This is a genomic window from Mycobacterium sp. NGS67 (assembly GCF_059812185.1).
Map to the genome: position 1 here is coordinate 15,335 of NZ_JCALCF010000016.1, position 18,047 is coordinate 33,381.

At 67.4% G+C, this 18,047-nt stretch carries 12 protein-coding genes; 7 read left to right on the forward strand and 5 right to left on the reverse strand.

Features of this window, described 5'->3' with window-relative positions; genetic code table 11:
* Nucleotides 1–11 precede the first annotated feature (11 nt).
* Entirely contained in the window at nt 12–4,055 is a 4,044-nt protein-coding gene (eccCa, locus tag AC5Y4D_RS16210; protein WP_500037599.1) for a type VII secretion protein EccCa, read from the reverse strand.
* A gap of 92 nt (nt 4,056–4,147) precedes the next feature.
* Between eccCa and eccD the strand changes: the two genes are divergently transcribed.
* The gene (gene eccD / locus AC5Y4D_RS16215; protein ID WP_499940905.1) at nt 4,148–5,644 is read left to right on the forward strand and encodes a type VII secretion integral membrane protein EccD; all 1,497 of its coding nucleotides are present in this window, start codon (nt 4,148–4,150) and stop codon (nt 5,642–5,644) included.
* 29 nt (nt 5,645–5,673) lie between these two features.
* On the opposite strand, the gene eccB is transcribed toward eccD, so the two are convergent.
* Nucleotides 5,674–7,164: a type VII secretion protein EccB gene (gene eccB / locus AC5Y4D_RS16220; RefSeq protein ID WP_499940907.1), complete on the reverse strand. Its 1,491-nt coding sequence runs from the start codon at nt 7,162–7,164 to the stop codon at nt 5,674–5,676.
* 120 nt (nt 7,165–7,284) lie between these two features.
* On the opposite strand from eccB, the gene eccE reads away from it, so the two are divergent.
* Entirely contained in the window at nt 7,285–8,994 is a 1,710-nt protein-coding gene (eccE, locus tag AC5Y4D_RS16225) for a type VII secretion protein EccE (RefSeq protein WP_499940908.1), read from the forward strand.
* Nucleotides 8,995–9,083: 89 nt separating this feature from the next.
* The gene (locus tag AC5Y4D_RS16230; protein WP_499940910.1) at nt 9,084–9,845 is read left to right on the forward strand and encodes a DUF5336 domain-containing protein; all 762 of its coding nucleotides are present in this window, start codon (nt 9,084–9,086) and stop codon (nt 9,843–9,845) included.
* Between the two features lie 4 nt (nt 9,846–9,849).
* Here AC5Y4D_RS16230 and AC5Y4D_RS16235 read toward each other — a convergent pair whose 3' ends face one another.
* On the reverse strand, nt 9,850–10,986 hold the full coding sequence (locus tag AC5Y4D_RS16235; RefSeq protein WP_499940911.1) for an FHA domain-containing protein: 1,137 nt from the start codon (nt 10,984–10,986) through the stop codon (nt 9,850–9,852).
* Between the two features lie 347 nt (nt 10,987–11,333).
* Between AC5Y4D_RS16235 and AC5Y4D_RS16240 the strand changes: the two genes are divergently transcribed.
* The 4 genes from AC5Y4D_RS16240 to AC5Y4D_RS16255 all read left to right on the forward strand — a co-directional run bounded on the left by AC5Y4D_RS16240 (nt 11,334) and on the right by AC5Y4D_RS16255 (nt 15,603).
* Nucleotides 11,334–11,651: a WhiB family transcriptional regulator gene (locus AC5Y4D_RS16240; RefSeq protein WP_499940912.1), complete on the forward strand. Its 318-nt coding sequence runs from the start codon at nt 11,334–11,336 to the stop codon at nt 11,649–11,651.
* A gap of 225 nt (nt 11,652–11,876) precedes the next feature.
* Entirely contained in the window at nt 11,877–12,905 is a 1,029-nt protein-coding gene (locus AC5Y4D_RS16245) for a hotdog fold thioesterase (protein ID WP_499940914.1), read from the forward strand.
* Between the two features lie 179 nt (nt 12,906–13,084).
* Nucleotides 13,085–13,510, forward strand: coding sequence for an anti-sigma factor antagonist (locus AC5Y4D_RS16250; RefSeq protein ID WP_499940915.1), 426 nt, complete (start codon nt 13,085–13,087; stop codon nt 13,508–13,510).
* Between the two features lie 128 nt (nt 13,511–13,638).
* Nucleotides 13,639–15,603 carry a SpoIIE family protein phosphatase gene (locus tag AC5Y4D_RS16255; RefSeq protein ID WP_499940916.1) on the forward strand — a complete coding sequence of 655 codons (1,965 nt, stop codon included), beginning with the start codon at nt 13,639–13,641 and terminating at the stop codon, nt 15,601–15,603.
* Between the two features lie 3 nt (nt 15,604–15,606).
* Here AC5Y4D_RS16255 and AC5Y4D_RS16260 read toward each other — a convergent pair whose 3' ends face one another.
* Entirely contained in the window at nt 15,607–16,842 is a 1,236-nt protein-coding gene (locus AC5Y4D_RS16260; RefSeq protein ID WP_499940918.1) for an acyl-CoA dehydrogenase family protein, read from the reverse strand.
* On the reverse strand, nt 16,839–17,969 hold the full coding sequence (locus AC5Y4D_RS16265) for an acyl-CoA dehydrogenase family protein (RefSeq protein WP_499940920.1): 1,131 nt from the start codon (nt 17,967–17,969) through the stop codon (nt 16,839–16,841). Before AC5Y4D_RS16265 ends, AC5Y4D_RS16260 begins: the two co-directional genes overlap by 4 nt.
* Nucleotides 17,970–18,047: the final 78 nt, after the last annotated feature.

Below are 18,047 nucleotides of genomic sequence, written 5' to 3' on the forward strand. Positions count from 1 at the left end.
GCTGACGCCGGTCACAGCTCGGGCATCCTGGCCAGTTGGATGATGCCGCTTTCGACGGTCCGCGAGATCAGCATCCCGCGTCCCGGCGGCAGTTCGGTGGGCTTGTAGCCGAACAGTGAACCTTCGTCTTTGGTGCCGCTCATCACCACCGCGTTGCAGGACAGGTCTTTGAGCCGGCCGATGAACTGGTCCATCATGGCGCGCCCGGCGCCACCGATGCGGCGCGCTACGACGACTCGAAGGCCGATATCGCGTGCCTGCGGCAGGAATTCGACCAGCGGGCTCAGCGGGCTGCTCATCGATCCGGTCGCCACGAGGTCGTAGTCGTCGATCATCACGAAGATGTCCGGGCCCGACCACCACGATCGTTCCTTGAGCTGCTGCTGGGTGATGTCGTTGGGCGGCAACCGATCTCGCAAACTGGCGGCGAGCGCGGTCAGTAACTCGGTGCACGACTGTGACGCCGTGGCATATCCCCCCAGATAGTCGTTGTCCACCACGCCCAACATCGAGCGGCGGTAGTCGATCAGGATGATCTTGCACTGATCGGCCGTCGCGTTCTCCATCAGCCCGGTGGCGATGTTGCGCAGCAGACCGGTCTTGCCACATTCCGCCTCGCCGAACACGACCAGATGCGGCTGGGTATCAAAATCCAGTACCACGGGCCGCAATTCGGATTCGTTGATGCCGACGGCCACGCGTGCCCGACTCAGCATCCGGGCCGATCCCGCCGTCCGCACCACCGCGTCACGATCCACGTTGTGCGGCAGCATGCGCACCCGGGGCGCCTGTCGCCTGCCGTAGTGCGCGCGCATCGCGTTGACCGAGGCCGCGACACCTTCGGGCAGATCCTCGACCCCCGAACTGGAATCCAGCCGAGGTAGCGCGATCAGGATCTGCAGCCGCTCGTGACTGATACCCCGACCCGGCCGGCCGACCGGGATCAGCTCGTTGAATTTGCGCCCCACGTCGCTGTCCAATGAATCGCCCAGCTTCAGCTCGACCCTGGTACCCAGCATGTCCTTGACCGCAGCGCGCACCTCCATCCAGCGCGACGCCGAGATGACCAGGTGCACGCCATACGAAAGACCCTGAATGGCAAGGGAATTCAAAGTCGGCTCGAGCATCTCGAAGTCGCTGCGGATGGACGCCCAGCCATCGATCACCAAGAACAGGTCACCGAACTTGTCCTGACTCAACGGATCCTGCGCGGCGACCTCGGGTGGCAGCGTCGCCAGCTGCGCCTTGCGGGCGCGGAAGTCACGCATCGACTCGATGCCCAGATCCCGGAACCGGACTTCGCGGGCCCGCAGCACCCCGGCGACCTCGGCCACGGTGCGCCGGATGCCGTCGGCGTCCATCCGGCCCGCCACCCCGCCCACGTGCGGCAGATTGACCAGACTGGTCAACGTCCCGCCGCCGAAGTCCAGGCAGAAGAACTGCACCTGCTCGGGGGTGTGGGTCGCGGCCGCCGACATGATCAGCGTGCGCAGCGTGGTCGACTTGCCCGACTGGGGACCACCGACCACGGCCACGTTGCCCTGCGCTCCGGACAAATCGACCATCAGCACGTCGCGGCGCTGGTCGTAGGGCCGGTCCACCACCCCCATCGGCAGCCACAGCCTGCCGTCGAGATTCTCCGGCGCCGGCCAATTCGCGTTCGGCAGTAGCAGATTCACCGCCGGGCTCTCGTCGAGCGGGGGCAACCACACCTCGTGGGCCGGTCGGCCGTGTCCCCGAAGGCGCGACACCACGACATCGAGCAATGTGGTCTTGGTCGGGGAGGAGATCGGAGCGGACGAAGCACCGGGCTCCGCGTCCGGTCCGGGCACCGGACCGACCGACACGGCGTCCTTCTTGACCGGCGTGGCGGTGAACAATTTGGGCGCCAGCGCCCCCAGTTGGCGCCCTCTGCCGCTCTGCGCGGTCCGTCGGGGACGCACGTACTCTCCGGACACATAGCAGGTGTTGAACCGGATCGGCTCGGAGGCATCGCATTTCAGGAAGGCCGAGCCGGGAACGCTGGGCAGGTGGTAAGCGTCTGGAACACCGAGCACGCTGCGCGACTCACCGGCCGAGAAAGTCTTCAAGCCGATGCGGTAGGACAGGTGGGACTCCAGCCCGCGGATCTTGCCTTCCTCGAGACGCTGCGACGCCAGCAGCAGGTGCACATGCAGCGACCGGCCCAATCGGCCGATCATCACGAACAGTTCAGCGAAATCGGGTTTCTGCGAAAGTAATTCGGAGAACTCATCGACGATGATGAACAGCGCAGGCAGTGGGTCGAGTTCGGCGCCGTTGGCCCGGGCGCGTTCGTATTCGTTGACGTTGGGGAAGTTGCCGGCCGCGCGCAGCAGCTCCTGCCGGCGGTTCAGCTCACCGGCCAATGCGTCGCGCATCCGGTCGACCAGGACCAGCTCGTCCTCGAGGTTGGTGATGATCGCCGCGATGTGCGGCACCCCCTCCAGTCCGAGAAACGTTGCGCCACCTTTGAAGTCGACCAACACCATGTTCAGCACCTCGGGTGAGTGCGAGGTGATCATCGACAACACCAGCGTGCGCAGGAATTCCGACTTCCCCGAGCCGGTGGCCCCGATGCACAATCCGTGCGGGCCCATGCCCGATTCGGCGGACTCTTTGATGTCGAGTTCGAGCGGCTGACCGTTGGGTGTGTAGCCGATCGGGACCCGTAACCGTTCCCGCGGCGAGCGTCGGCGCCACACCTGCTCGGGCACGATCTCGGCGGCGTCGGAGATTTTCAGCAGCGACATCAGTCCCGGATCGGTGGCCCGCGCGTCGGCTTCCAGGTTGACGATGTGCGCGGCGCTGGCCAGCCGGTAGCGGCCGATGCGGCGCGCGGTCGCCTCAGCCTCGGCGACGGTGATGGTGTCGGGTGTGGCGAAGCGCTCGACACCGACAGCGGTGCGGGCACCCACGTGCTCACCGTCGGAGTCGCTCTCCACCACCAGCGCCAACCCTCGTCGGTTGGCGGGCGCCGCAGAAGCGTTGAGATCCAACAACACCACGCTGTCCAGACCGGCGTCGGTGACCAGCCGCTCGGTTCCGGTGATGTAGCCGTCGTCGATGACGACCACCAGTTGTTTGAGACCCTTGGTCGGCTCGGCGTTGCGGGTGAACCGTCCCCGCTCGCCCAGGTCGGTGGCCAGCGAACGTTCCAGCAGCTCCAGACTCGGAAACAGCATGCGCAGCGGTCCCATGCCGTCGCGGGCGGTGGCATGCTGGGCGTGCGGCAACCATTTGGCCCAGCTCCAGTTCTCGCTGTCGGGGTTGGCGGTCACCACCGCGACCTGGACCTGGTCGGGACCGTGGAACGCACACAACTCCAGCACCATCGACCGCACCAGTTGGCGGGCCAACTTCCGGTCGCCCTCGAAGGTGATGGCGGGAAACGCCCGCAGCGACACCGCGGTGGGCAGGGCGTGCACCACGGAATGGGTTTTGACGAACCGCCGCAACGCCACCGTCGACACCGGCTCCAGGTCCTCCGGCGGGCCGGTCTCGGGCGCCAGCAACCGGGTGGCCAACCGGTGGGTGCCGATGCCCACCCGCACATGGCACCAGTCGTTGTCGGTGGTTCGGCGCTCCCACATCCGACGGCTGCCCACCACATCGGCCAGCGCCCGCGGGTCCGGATGGCTCCACTCCAGCGCGGTGCGTTGCCCCTCGCCGGTCTCCTCGGCGTCGTCGCGCAGGTTGGCCAGGTAGCTGAAGTAGTCCTTGCGCTCCTCGTTGAGTTCGGCGGCCGCTTTGCCGCTACGACCGCCGCCGCCCATGAACATGCCGGCCATCGACATGATCATCATCATCGGGAAGATCAGGAACATCGGATTGCGGGCCAGATCCCGGCCTCCGACGGTCACCATCAGCGCGATCATCCCGACGACCGCGACGATCATCACGAACGGCAGCAACTTCATCAGGAGGTTGCCGGGGATCACCCGCGGCACCTCGGGCGGCGCCTGCAGATTCACTTCACCGCCCGGCATGCGCGGCGGCGACAGCCGCGTTCGGCGCACGAAACCCTGCGTACTCAAATAGTCATTCCCCGAAACTCGTGACAAATTCTCAAGGCGCCCCTGGGTATTGTCACCAGCGAAATGCCACAACACGCAGGAGGCCGACAGCGATGACTCTACCGCCGTCGCTCTCGGAATTAGACGCCGAATCAGAGTCCGAACCCACGCTCAGCCGGGTCACGCTGGTGGTCGGTAACCTGCGGTTGGACTTCGGATTGCCGGCCAATACCAGCATCTCCGCCTTCATCGACGACGTCATCGACATCGCCAACGAGCAAATCGCGACGCACCCCGCTGCGGGCGCCGGACTCGAGCAGGTCGTCTTCGACACCTCCGAGGGAAAGTGGACGTTGGCCCGCCTCGGTGACGACCCGATCGACCCCGCCAGATCGTTGAGCGACGCCAACGTCTACGACGGGGAGCTGCTGAGCATCCGGGAGATCGACCACCCGGCCCGGCCGATGCTTTTCGACGACGTGCAGGACGACCATGACCGGTCGCGGTCCCCGGTCCTGGGCTGGCTGCACCGTGACGCGCGGCAGATCGCGTGTTTCGGCGTGGGCCTGGCCGCTGCGGTCGCCGTCGCCTTTCTGCTGCCGCGGCATGCGGCCGAGATCTACGTGCCTGCCACCGCGCTCGGCATCGGGACGCTGGCAGTGCTCGCGGCGTGCGTGATCGCGCACCGCTCGGCCGGGGCACGACGGTCGGAATGGGTTGCGGCGGTAGCGACTCCGTTGTTGTTCGGCGGCGCGCTGTACGTGGTGCCGGACGGCTTCGGCACGAAGTCGCTGCCGATGGCGTTCGCGCTGACCGGGCTGGCGTCGCTGCTGGTGTTGCTGGTGACCGGCCGCGGGCGCGCGCTGCACACGGCGGTGATCGCGCTGGCGGTGATCGGCGGTACGGCCAGTGCGGTTGCCCTGCTGTGGAACCCGCCGCCTCGCGCGATCGGTGCGGTGTTGGCAACGGTGTCGGTGATCGTCGTCTACCTCTCCCCCCGGGTGACGATCCTGCTGGCCAAGCTGCCGGTGCCGCGGGTGCCGACGGCCGGGGAACCGCTCGACGACATCGAAACCCAGGGCGGGACCACGGTGGAGGGCGTCAACGCCGTCGGCAAACAGGTCATCCCGACCGAGGAGGGCATGATCGTGCGGGTCCGCCGGGCCAGCCAGTACCTGACCGGCATCCTGACCGCCGCGGCGATCACCGCCACCGTCGGCTGCTACCTGGCGGTCGACGTCAGCGGCGGATTCTATTGGCAGGGCACGTTATTCGCAGCCACCGTGGCAACCGTGCTGTGCCTGCGCGGACGCAGCCACCACGATCTGGTGCAATCCGCCACGCTGATCGGGGCCGGGCTGACCATCGGGTTGCTCACCATCGTCAAGACGGCCGTCGGCCTGGACAATTGGGAGCTCGACGCGACGCTGGCGCTGATACTGCTGATGGTGTTGGCTGTCGCCTGCGGCATCGTCGCGCCCAGGTTGGAGTTCTCCCCGGTGATGCGTCGCCAGGTCGAGCTTCTGGAGTTCCTCGCCATCGTGATGGTGTTTCCGCTGTGCTGCTGGATCGTGCGGTTGTACGCGGTATTTCGCGAACTGCGGCTCTGAGCGGCGCACGGCCCAGCCCTCCGCTTGTTTCAGGACTTCGGCTGTTCGACCTTGGATCCGCGCGGGTCGGCGCCCATCCCGTCATGCGCCACCAGCGCCGCCTCTTGGGACAGCTCCGGTCCGGCGGGCAGCAACGCCACGACCGGCCACGGCGCGAACTGAGGCACGTCGGCGTCGAGGCGGGGATCGTGCACGCCGGTGACACCGAGCGCCGCCGCGGTCGGCAGATCCTTGATGTGGTAGCGCACGCCGGCATCAGAGATGTAGAACAGCTGACCCATCGCCCGGCTGTCCGCGTCACCGCCGGTGGCCTGGACGTACTCACCGGTGCCCGGTTTGACGTAGACGCCGTCGACGCCTGGACCGTTGCCGTCGCCGCTGGCCAGCGCGACCGGCTGGGCCCCGTCCGGAATCGGAAGCCGGTGCCCGACCAGCACGCGCACGGTGGCTTGCGCGGCGGAGTTCCCGCGTTCCCACGCCATGCACACGACCCGGTCGGGCTCGTCGTCGACGATCTGCGGCGACACGCTCGGGTAGTGGTCCACCGGCAGCGTGTGCACGATCGGAACCTGGCTGACGACCGCCGGTGACACCTCGCGATTGCCCTGTGCCGCAGCGTCATTGGGATTGCTGTACCGGATGATGTCGGCGGCCGCCGGCGACACCGGCTGCAACCCGTCGGGCAGCACCACGTAGAGCTGCTCGCCGCGCGAGTCGACGGTCTTCACGATCGAACCCACCGGATAGGCCGCCAAGCCGGCCAGGACACGGCCCGCCCCCGCAATCGTCACCGACCGGATCGGCGGGACCAGCGGGAAGGTGTTGAGCAACGCGACCGAGATGGGCCGCACTTGCGCATTCTGCAGATGCAGCGCGTTGACGACGACCGCGTCCGTGGGATCGATGACCGCGCGCACCCCGTCGAAGATCAGATAGACCGCGTCACCCGAACGGACCAGCAACATCTGTGCGGGCGATGCCCGGCGGATGTCGTCGTCGAGGGTGAGGTCACCGGCGATGACCGTGGTCTGCACGCTGGCCAGCCCGATGTTCTTGGACACATCCGGGGTCGTGACAGCGTCGCACACCGTCCACAGCGACATGCGCATATCGGCGCCGCCGTGAATGTTGTTGGGAGCGCCGATGATTCCGACCATCGGACCCCGGGGCAGCTGATTGAGCCATTTGTCACTGACCGTCTTGGCGGCATCGGGCTTGCCGGTGATCAGCCGCGCCGAGGCCAGATTGAGCACCGGATGCAGGCGATCACCGATGCGGACATACAAGCCGCCGTTGTTGCTGAGCAGGATCTGCGCGTTCCCGATGTTGGGTGACGGCTTGAAGAAGGCGAGCACACCGGCGGCACCGGTGATGAGCACCGCGATCACCAGCCCGACCAACAGCGATCGGATCTGTCCCCGCATCGGGTCGTGGATCATCCGCGAGTCGGCACGAATCAACGCATGCTCGAGTCGGCGAATCAGGAACCGATAGCCGTTGACCTGCGCGCGTGTCGTCACTTGCGCGGGCATAACCACCCCCATCAGAGTCGGGCAAGCACCGAGCCTCGGTAGCCTATAACGCCGTCACCAGCCAAATGCGCGCGAATTTTCGCGCAGCGCACTGGATAGGATCCGACTGTGCCGCGCCCTGCAGCGACGCGTCCGAGCACGGATGCGTCATCGGAACCGAACGGACTGCGGTCGACGATCGACATCGGCGCCCAGCGTCTGTTGCCGCTGCCCGACCTGTTGGTGCTGCAACTGCTGGTCGCCGCCGGGACGGTGACGGCGCCGATGCTCGGATTCGCCGGCTGGCAGGGCAGCCTGGCCGGCTTCGCAGTGGCGCTGATCCTGGTACTGCGATTCCGCGGCACGACCCTGCCGCGGTTGATCGCGGCACGCTCCGGATTCTGGCGGCAACGAAGGGTCAGATCCCGAAAGATGACGCCGGCCGAACCCTTCGATGTGCCTATACCCGACGGGTCCCTGATCGGCTTCCGTTGGGACGGAAGCACTTTGATGTCGTTGCTGAAAATCGAAGAGAATCCGCAAGCCATGACCATCATGGAGCCGGGCAGCACGCTGTCCGGCGAAACCGTGCCGGTGCTGGCGCTGGTCGAAAGCCTGCAACAGTTCGACATCACCCTGGATTCCATCGACGTGCTCAGCCAGGGTTCGCGCTCGCAGGGACGTAGCCAGGTGGCCGCCGTGTACGACGCCGTGCTGGGACCGCTGCCCGCGATCGCCCACCGCTACGTGTGGATCGTGATCCGGTTCGACCCGTCCCGGTGCGCGGACGCGGTGCGCCGGCGCGGCGGCGGGCGGGACGGGATCTTGCGGGCCGCCACCACCGCGACGCGGCGGGTGGCCAACCGCCTGACGGAGGGCGGTTTGCGGACCCGGGTGCTGACCGCCGCCGAGATCGGGCAGGCCACCAATCAATTGACCGACGGGGTGGATCTGGTCACCGTCGAAGAGACCTGGCGCACCTGCCGGGAAGGCCGGTTCCGGCTGCGCAGCTTCGCGATCAAGCCGAGCATGCTGACGACGGCGGGACTCGGGCTGCTGTGGACCATCCCCAGCTACTCCACCACCATGAGCCTGTCGCTGCGCCGCGACCATCCGCGCGGCCCCGTCGCGATCCGCGGACTGGCGCGGTTCGACACCCACGGCCGCGCCCGGATCCAGCTGCGTGGCCTGACTCCGCTGCGGGGAAAGCAGTATTCGGCACTGGCGGCGAGTCTGCCGGTGCCGCCACCGGCGCGGCCGGTCCGCAACTGGGCCTACTCGACCGGCGATCCCGACGTGGACTTTGCCTCGCTGTGTGTACCGGCGTCCGGATGCGGACAGGTGATCGGTGCCGACGAGCACGGTCGCGCGGTGGCGCTGGCGCTGTTCGGTCCGGAGATCCGCCGAGTGGAGATCGCCGGCACGCTGCACCTGGCCCAGCAGGTGGTGTTGCGGTCGCTGGCGTTGGGCGCGCATGTGCTGGTGCACAGCCGGCGGCCGGCGAAATGGCGCACGATGGTCGACGAGGTCGAAGACCACGACCTGCTGTGGGTCACCGACTTCAATCGGGGTTCGCTGCAGGCCGGAGCCGACCGCAACTACTCGGTCGAGATGTTCGACGGCGTGGCCGAGCAGCCGGTGCGGGTCGGGGTGACCGCGATCGTGGTGTCCCCGCCCGAATCCGCGGTCACGGCCAACGCCGACGTGGCGTTGCAACTGCTCGACCTCGACACCGACACAGTCAAGGTGAGCACCCGGGCGGGCTCGTCGGTGGTCACCATGGTCGCCACCGACGAGGAGATGCGTTATCTGAAGGGATCTTTCGCCGTTTCGGACTGAAACCGCGCACGACGGTTCCGATTTGCGGTCCGGCGGTGCGCTAGCGTGAATCCCGGTCACCCCGACCGGGGCGGTGCAAAGGAGTGATCATGGGTTACCCATCGGAGCAATCGAGCGCCTACGGCGACTATTCGCAGTGGGTTGCCGAGCCGGACTCCGGCGAAAAGGTCTCGCACCGCCATCTGATGCTGGCGGTCGCGCTGCTGGGTCTGTGCTCCTACCTGGTCAGTTTCGGGCCGATGCTCGGTGTCGCGGGGATCGACTGGGATGTCCGGTTCCCGGTGCTGGCGGGTCTGCTGGCGGCATTCGGCCTTTTCCCGCGGCAGACTCCGGCCGCCAAGCTCGTCGCCGCGCTGGCCGCGGTCGGGTTCTTGGACGCCCTGTCGCGCGGGATCGTCCTCCCCGACGGGGTCGAGCCGGGTTGGGCGCTGTGGATTCTGGTGGTGCTCAACGCCGCGCAGACCGCCGTCGCGGTGGCCGCGTTGCGGCACGCGCCCACGCAAACGGACGCGCAACATGCTTGGTATGCGGCTTACGCCGAGCAGTACGCGCAGGCCGCAGCCCAGTATTACAACCAGTACGCGCAGGACGAGCCGAGCGAGACCCAGTACGAGCAGGGGACCGCGCACGCCCAGGCGGCAGCGCAGGTCTCCGCGAGGGAACCGCGACGCGCCGCGCAAAGCGCCAGCTATGCGGAGTTCGTCGGCGAACCGTCATCCGCGCCGGCCGATGCGTCGTCTCGGGGTTCCAGCGCGCCGCCGTCGGGCATGCCGAACGTCGGGCACTCCCCGACTCCCGCTCAACAGCAGACCGTCGCCTTCGAGACCGGATACCGAGGCACCCAGCAGTAACCGGTCAGCTGATCGAAAGCTGGCCGATCAGCGTGTTCAACGCCGCGGCGACGTCCTCGGGGACGGGCCGTTCCGCCTCGGCGTCGGCCAGGACCGATGCCGGTAGCCCGGCAGCGGCGGCCGCTTCATCCAGACTGAGTTCCGCGCCGTGCCGGGCGCCGTACAACCGCTGACCCAGCGTGGCGTTCGGCGAGCGGGCGGCGCGGGCCATCACGTCGTTGTAGGCCCGGCGCACGGTGCTCAGTGCCAGCACCACCGACGGGGTGCCTTTGGCGTTGCGCGCCGCGTTGGCGGCGACTTTCTCGAGTTTGCGCAGGTCGGCGAGGATCTTGGTGACCTTGGGGGTGAACGCGGGGTCGCCGGGGTCAGGCAGCTCGGATGTGGCGGTGCTGATGGCGTGCATGGCCAGTTCGACGGCTTCGGCCATCAGCGGCGCCCGGACGGTGTCGCTGAGCGCCTCGGTGGTCTGCTCGCCGACCGATGGAATCCTGTCGGGGGCGGTGACGGCAGCCGGGATCGGCAGCACGGCAGACCCGCTGCGGATACGGGCGATGGTGCCCGGACTCCACTGCAGAGCTTTTTCCAACTTGGCCAGGGTCGCGCGCCGCGGCCAACTGCGGCCTTTCTCGAAGGCGATCAGCGTCCCGGCGTTGATGACCTTGTCTTTGGCCAGACCGCGCTGGGTGATCTCCAGTTCGTTGCGGCGCGCGGCGACCGCCTGCCCCGCCCGCGCAACCCCTGGATCGGCATCGGTTCCCCACCACTCGTCCTCGTCGGCCTCGGGCAGGTCGATCACCCCGGTGACAGCCGCGGAGAGGTCCGGCGCCGGGCCTGGCCTCAGCGTCACCGGAAAGCCCTCGGGGTTGGCCAGGTGAACGGTGACGGCATCGGTGACCAGCACGGAACTGCGGCGCACGCCGTCGACGTACATGCCGTTGGTGCTGGTGTCGATGGCCTGCCAGCCGTCCTGGTGCGGCTCCAGCCGCACGTGCCAGCGGGATACCCGGTCGTCGGGGAGTCGGATGGTGGCCGAAGGGTCCCGGCCGATGACGGCCACGCCGTCCGCCGGGTCCAACACGTGCTCGTCGTCGCCGAGGCGGACCACCAGCGCCGATGCGGGCGCGGTCCGGTCAGGTATCACTGCGCCACTCCCCCGGCTCGGACCTCCCGCATCAACGGGCATCGTCGCTACAGCCTTCCTCCAGCACTGCGTGGCTAGATGCTACATCTTTCCTGCTACACACCCGTGTCCGACCCTCAGAAAGGCGGCATTTCACTCTTCCTATGCGGTTTGCGCGCGCGATCTCCGGCTTCCGGTTACGCTTCCGCACGAGCGACTGCCACAGATGTCTTGTAGTACACACGTAAAATACTAGGCCGATTTCAGCAAAAAATGTAGCTGCTACGTTTTATTTGTTGCAGTCCCGCGCGACTTGTGGTTAAAGTCGTCGCATCGGTGGGTTTGCGACAGAAGTCGGGAGGAAAGCGATGACCGCAGCAGTGATGCCGTCGTCCACGCCGTTGGATGAATACGTGCCGGTGTGCAGCGTCGATCCGGATCGGTGGACGACCTGCGAACCGGACGAGGAGGCAAAAGCGCTCTGCCTGGCCTGCCCACGCCGGTTTCTGTGCGCGCGCGAAGCCTGCCAGGACCCGAACGTCGAAGGGCTATGGGCGGGCGTGGCGATCCCGGAGTCTGGACGTCCGCGGGACTTCGCCCTGCGCCGGCTGCGTGCGTTGGCCGAACAAGGCGGCTACCACGTTCGCCCACGTCGACGCGGTCGGCCGCGCGGCTCCCGCAACTGAGGTGATTTGGGCCGCACAGCACTGCTTCGGCGTAATTTGTTGTGCGACAACGGTCTTCGGAACGAAAATAAGACACGCCCACCGCTGTGCTTCAGCGGCGGTGCTGCGCACACCGCGGCGATGACGCGGGGCAGCTCTGATGGCGGCTCGCGGAGCAACACGCGGTAATGTCATTCTCGGAATTGCCAGAACGTTGTTGCAACGCCTTCGAAGAGGAGACCGCCGATGGCCGGCCCCGGCGAGCAAGCTGACGTCACCCGCGCCGACCGCTTCATCAAGACCGCGGTCGAGATCCTGGGGGAAACCGGACGCACCGACTTCACCGTCCAGGAAGTCGTTGCCCGGTCGAAGACCTCACTGCGCGCGTTCTATCAACACTTCGCCAGCAAGGACGAACTGCTGCTGGCGCTGTTCGACCGAACCATGGCTCAGGCCGCGCAAATGTGGCGCGCCGAGACCGCCGGACTCGACAGCACCGCGGCACTCAAGCTGGTCATCGACCGGGTCACCGCGCAGCCGGAATCCAGCACCCAGGACAGTCTCAATAGGGCGCTGAGTCTCTACAACCAGCACTTGGCCGAGACCCGGCCGCGCGAATATGCCCGGGTACTGTCCCCGCTGCACCGGCTGATCCGCGACATCGTCGGCCAAGGCATCACCGAAGGGCTGTTCGACGCCGCAATCGACGTCGGTGCGGCGTCGGCGATCGTCATGCAGACGATCATCGGCGCCCTGCGATTGCGCTGGCTCGGTACCGAACTCAACGGCACTCCCATCGACGCCGGACAGCTCTACGACTTCTGCAGCCGAGCGCTGGGGATCCGGGACACCGCTGGCGACGCGGTCGCGCCCACGCTCGGCGAACTGTTCGCCCGAATCGGCCTGCGCCCGACGGCCGGCCCCGGCGGCGAGTTCGCCATGTCGATGCCGGTGAGTCCGCAGGTGGTCAACACCAACGGCGCGCTGCAGGGCGGCTTGATCGCCACGCTGGCCGACGTGGCCGGCGGACAGCTGGGGATGGAGTACCTGCAGCCCGGCACCGCGATGACGACCTCTGACCTGGTCATCCGCTATCTGCGCCCGATCCGGCACGGCTCGGCACGCGCCGTGCCCACGGTGCTGCGCGCCGGCCGTCGCTCGATGGTGATGCAGATCGACATCTTCGGTGACAGCGACAGCGACCTCGCCGCAACCGCAACCGTGAACTTCGCCATCATCGGCCGTCCCACCGACGCCGAGGAGACCACGGCCTGAGTCAGGTTTGAATTCAGCCGAGCCAGGGTAATCCCGAAGACCTCAACCGGATTTGGGCATTTCGCCTCCCCCGGCGGAGCCTTTTGCTATACAAAAGGCATCGCTATTTTTCCGGCGCGCAGCGGACATTCCATTCGGGGGGTTTCACCGGCGCGGTCCACCACTCTTGGGGGTGTGCTATGAACGTGGGTCCGTCCGAATCGTCTTCCATCCCGGTGCCACTCAGCAACCGGTTGGCTTCTGAACTCGGCGAGCCCAACAGTGCGCTGAAGGCGACGACCGTGCGCACGGGTTCGGCGGTGCTGATCCGCGCCGGGGGCGAAGTCGACGCCTCCAACGAACACACCTGGCGCGGTCTGGTCACCGAGGCATCCGCCGTCGCCAGCCACGCCGGGTTGCTGGTCGTCGACGTCACCAGCCTCGAGTTCATGGGCTGTTGCGCGTTCACCGTCTTGGCCGACGAAGCCGAACGTCTGCGTCACCGCGGCATCACGCTGCGCATGGTCAGCAGCAACCCCGGCGTCGCCCGCATCGTCGACGCGTGCTCGTTCGGCAGTGTGTTGCCGGTCCACCCCACGACGGAAGCCGCGATGACGGTGGCGTGACACGCCAGGCCGTTGGTGCGGCGAGAAATTTGGTGCCTGGAACAAAGCCCGTGATTGCTAATCTGATTGTTGTTGCCTGACGCCATCGTCAGGATCTGCTACATCGGTCCGCGGGAGGTACGGCCAATATGTCGGCCGATAAGGACTGGGACAACACGGTGGGCACGGCTGCGGACGTGCGACGCATCTTCGAGAACATTCCCGCGATGGTGGTCGGCTTGGAGGGTCCTGACCACCGTTTCATCGCAGCCAATGCGGCCTTTCGCGCCTTCAATCCGGCAATGAGCTTCGTGGGCAAGCCTGCGCGAGAGGTCTATCCGGAGCTGGAGGGCCAGCAGATCTTCGGCATGTTCGACCGGGTGTACCACTCGGGCGTGCCGCAGTCCGGCGCCGAGTGGCGATTGCAGGTCGACCTGCAGGGCTCCGGGGTCGAGGAGCGCTTCTTCGACTTCGTCGTCACACCGCGCCGGGACCTGTCCGGTCAGATCGAAGGCGTCCAGCTGCTCTTCGACGATGTCACCGCCCGGGTCGAGGCGCGCCAGGCGGCCGAGGCGAAGGTCGAGGAACTGTCGGAGCGCTACCGCAACGTCCGCGACTCGGCGACCGTCATGCAGCAGGCACTGTTGGCGCGGTCGGTGCCGATAATCCCCGGCGCCGACGTCGCCGCCGAATATCTGGTGGCCGCCGAGGACACCGCCGCCGGCGGCGACTGGTTCGACGCGTTGGCGCTCGGCGATCGCCTGGTACTGGTGGTCGGCGACGTGGTCGGCCATGGCGTCGAGGCCGCGGCGGTGATGTCCCAACTGCGCACCGCACTGCGGATGCAACTCACCGCGGGGCTACCGATCACCGAGTCACTCGAGGCGGTGGACCGGTTCCACGAGCAGGTCCCGGGTTCGAAGTCGGCCACCGTCTGCATCGGTTCGCTGGATCTCGGTACCGGTGAATTCCAGTACTGCACCGCCGGCCATCCGCCCCCGCTGGTGGTGACGGCCGAGGGGGGCTCGCGGTATCTGGAACCTTCCGGGGGTGCCCCGTTGGGCAGCGGCACCGGATTCCCGACGCGCATCGAGTCGTTGGACGTCGGCCACGCGGTGCTGCTGTACAGCGACGGCCTGATCGAACGTCCGGGGCGGCCACTGGGAGCCAGCACCACGGAATTCGCCGACCTGACGGCCAGCATCGCGGCGGGCACCGGCGGCTTCGTGATCGATGCGCCCGCGCGGCCCATCGACCGGCTTTGTTCGGAGACACTCGAATTGCTCCTTCGCTCCACCGGTTACAAAGACGACGTCACGTTGCTCGCCGCGCAGCGCCGAGCCGCGACCCCGCCGCTGCACATCACAGCCGATGCCAACATCCATGCCGCGCGCGGGATCCGAGCCCGACTGCGGGAGTGGCTCAAGGAGATCGGCGCTGTAGCCGACGACATCTCCGACGTGGTGCATGCGATCTCCGAATTCGTGGAGAACGCGGTCGAACACGGTTACCGCACCGAGGTTCCCGACGGCATCGTCGTCACCGCCGAACTGGGCGGCGACGGCCAGCTCCGGGCCGTCGTGATGGACCGCGGCATCTGGAAGGATCACCGCGAAGGCGAACGCGGCCGCGGGCGCGGCTTGGCGATGGCCGAGGCGCTGGTGACCGATTCACATGTCACCCATGGGCCCGGCGGCACCACCGCCACGCTCAGCCACCACCTTTTCCGTCCGGCCAACTTCGTGAGCGACTCAGTGGTCAGCCGGGTCTCCTACCAGCGTGCGGTGGACAGCGAATTCGTCTCGCTGGTGTCCGACGGTGGTCGCATCGTCGTACGGGGCGAAGTCGATGCGCATACCGCTTCCACCCTGGACCGCCAGATCGCCGTCGAAAGCCGTTCCGGCATAGCGTCTTTGACCATCGATTTGAGCGCCGTCACCCACCTCGGCTCGGCGGGGGTCAGCGCGCTGGCGGCCGCTCGGGAACGGGCTCGCAAACAGGGCGGTGACTGCGTGCTGGTGGCTCCGCCGGGAAGCCCGGCACACCACGTCTTGTCGCTGGTTCAGATCCCGGTCAGCGGGGGCGACGCCGAAGGCGTGCTGGTCGAAGACTGAGCCCTACCGGGCGCTGCCGTGCCGGACCTGATTGAAGGGCACCCCACGGTCGGCGGCGTACTCCCGCGGGAAGTTGAGCACCCGCTCGCCGATGACGTTGCGCGCCATCTCGGTGGTGCCGCCGCCGATGGCGACCGACTGCCGCGACAGGTAGCGGATGCCGGTCTGCAGCCCTTCGCCGAACTCCCCCACCACACCGGCCGAGCCGGCGATCGCCAGCGCGATGTCCATCTCCAACATCACGTGCTCGGCGTGGAAGAGCCGGATGAGGCTGCCGGCGGCGGGCGGTAGTCCGCCGTCGCGGACATTGCGGGACACGTGCTCGATGAGTTGCTCGGCCACGGCGCGGTGCACCAGTGCCCGGCCGGCCATCTCCTGGATGCGTTCGTCGTCGGCCTGACCGGTCCGGGCCGCGAGGTCGACGTAGTCCACCGGCGTGGTGTGCCCGCCTTCGTGCCCGGAGCCGCTGGCGAACTCCGAGCCCTGTCCGACTGCGCGGCGTTCGTGGTAGAGCTGCCGTGACGCGACCGCCCACCCGTCGTTCACCTCGCCAACCACCGCGTCGTCGCCGACGTCCACCCCATCGAGGAACTCCTCGCAGAATTCCGCACCACCGTTGACCTGGACGATGCGGCGCAGGGTGATCCCCGGGTGGTTGATCGGCACCAGGAACATGGTCAGACCGTCATGCTTGGGCACATCCCAATCGGTGCGGGCCAGACACAGCCCGTAGTCCGCGGCGAACGCGCTGGTGCTCCAGGTCTTGGCGCCGTTGATCACCCACCGGTCGCCGTGTCGTTCGGCGCGGGTGATGACCCCGGCCAGATCCGATCCACCGCTGGGTTCGGACAACAGCTGCACCAGGATCTCCTCGCCGCGCAACGCGGCGGCAATGTGCTGTTTCTTCTGTTCCTCGCTGCCGGTGTCGAGCAGGGTGGCGCAACAGATGGTGAACGTCGGCACGTTGAGGATCAACGGCATTTCGTAGGCGTAGGACTCCACGTCGAACGCCCGCTGGTATTCGTAGTCCAGGCCCAGACCGCCGTATTCACGCGGAAAGCAGATGCCCGCGAATCCGCCGTCCCACAACCGTTTCTGCAATTCCCGGGCGCGCTGCCAGGACCGCTCGTCGTCGCGCGGCGCGGCCGGCGGCACTTCCGGATCGATGCTGGGCATGTTCTCGGCCAGCCACGCCCGGGCGCGGGCTGCGAATTCGGCGACGGACTCGGCGTTGGTCATCGGCTTGCCATCCGATACACCCGGATGTTGTGCTCCTCCGGGGTGCCGAACATGTTGCGGTACAACGTAACTCGTCGCAGATAGAGGTGCAGGTCGTGCTCCCAGGTGACGCCGATGCCGCCGTGCATCTGCACACAACGCTGCACGATCTGCCCGGCGAGTTCGCCCACGTAGGACTTGGCGATGCTGGCCGAAAGTCCGGCGTCGGGTGCCTGCGCGGCGACGTCGGCGACGGCGGCGGCGGTGGTCGCGCGGCACGCTTCGAGCCACATCTTCATGTCGGCGAACCCGTGTTTGAGTGCCTGGTAGGAGGCCAGCGGACGACCGAACGAATGCCGGTCCAGTGCCCACTGGACGGTGAAATCGAAGACCGTCTGCAGGATTCCGACCACTTCGGCGCATTGCAGCACTTGCGCGATCTGGCTCTGCCGCTCGATCAGCGCGGGAGTCTCGGCGGCGCTGCCGACGACGGCGGCACCGTTGACGACCACACCGTCGAACTCCACCCGCGCGTACTGCTTGACCAGGTCGATGGACTGCTGCGGGACGATCCGCACGCCGGGGGCGTCGGTCCGGACCAGGAACTGTCGCACCTCGTCCGAGCCGTCTCGCGCCACCACCAGCAGCACCGCGCTCTGGGCGCCCGCTTCGACTCGGTCCTTGACGCCGTCGATCCGGTACCCGTCGGCTACGGCAGTGCAGGTGACGGTCGGATCCAGCGGCGCCCAACCGCGGCCCGGCTCGGCCACCGCCCAGGACGCCACCGTCTCACCGGAGACCACCGAGTCGATCAACTCCGCGTGGGAATCCCGATCGGTCGACCCGACCAGTCCGGCGAGCACGGTGCTGACCGGGTACAACGGCCCGGGCGCCACCGTCTTGCCGAGCATCTCGGCGACCGAGGCCAGATCGGTGAACCCGTCCCCCGAGGCGCTGCCGCCGCCCAGCTCCTCGGGTACCAGCAATCCCGTCCACCCCAGTTCAGCGGCCCGCCGCCACCACTCCGGGTGGAACGATTCACCGGTGCCGTGCAGGTCGCGGACGTGACGCAGGGACGCCTGTTTGGACAGAAATGCTTGGGTGGTGGTGGTGAAGAGTATCTTTTCGGGAGAGTCGACAGCGGTCATGATGCCGGCCGGACTTTCCCGGGCATTCCTTCGCTGCTGCGAGGGAAGTCGGGGGGAAAGTCGGAGTGGTGGGTCATC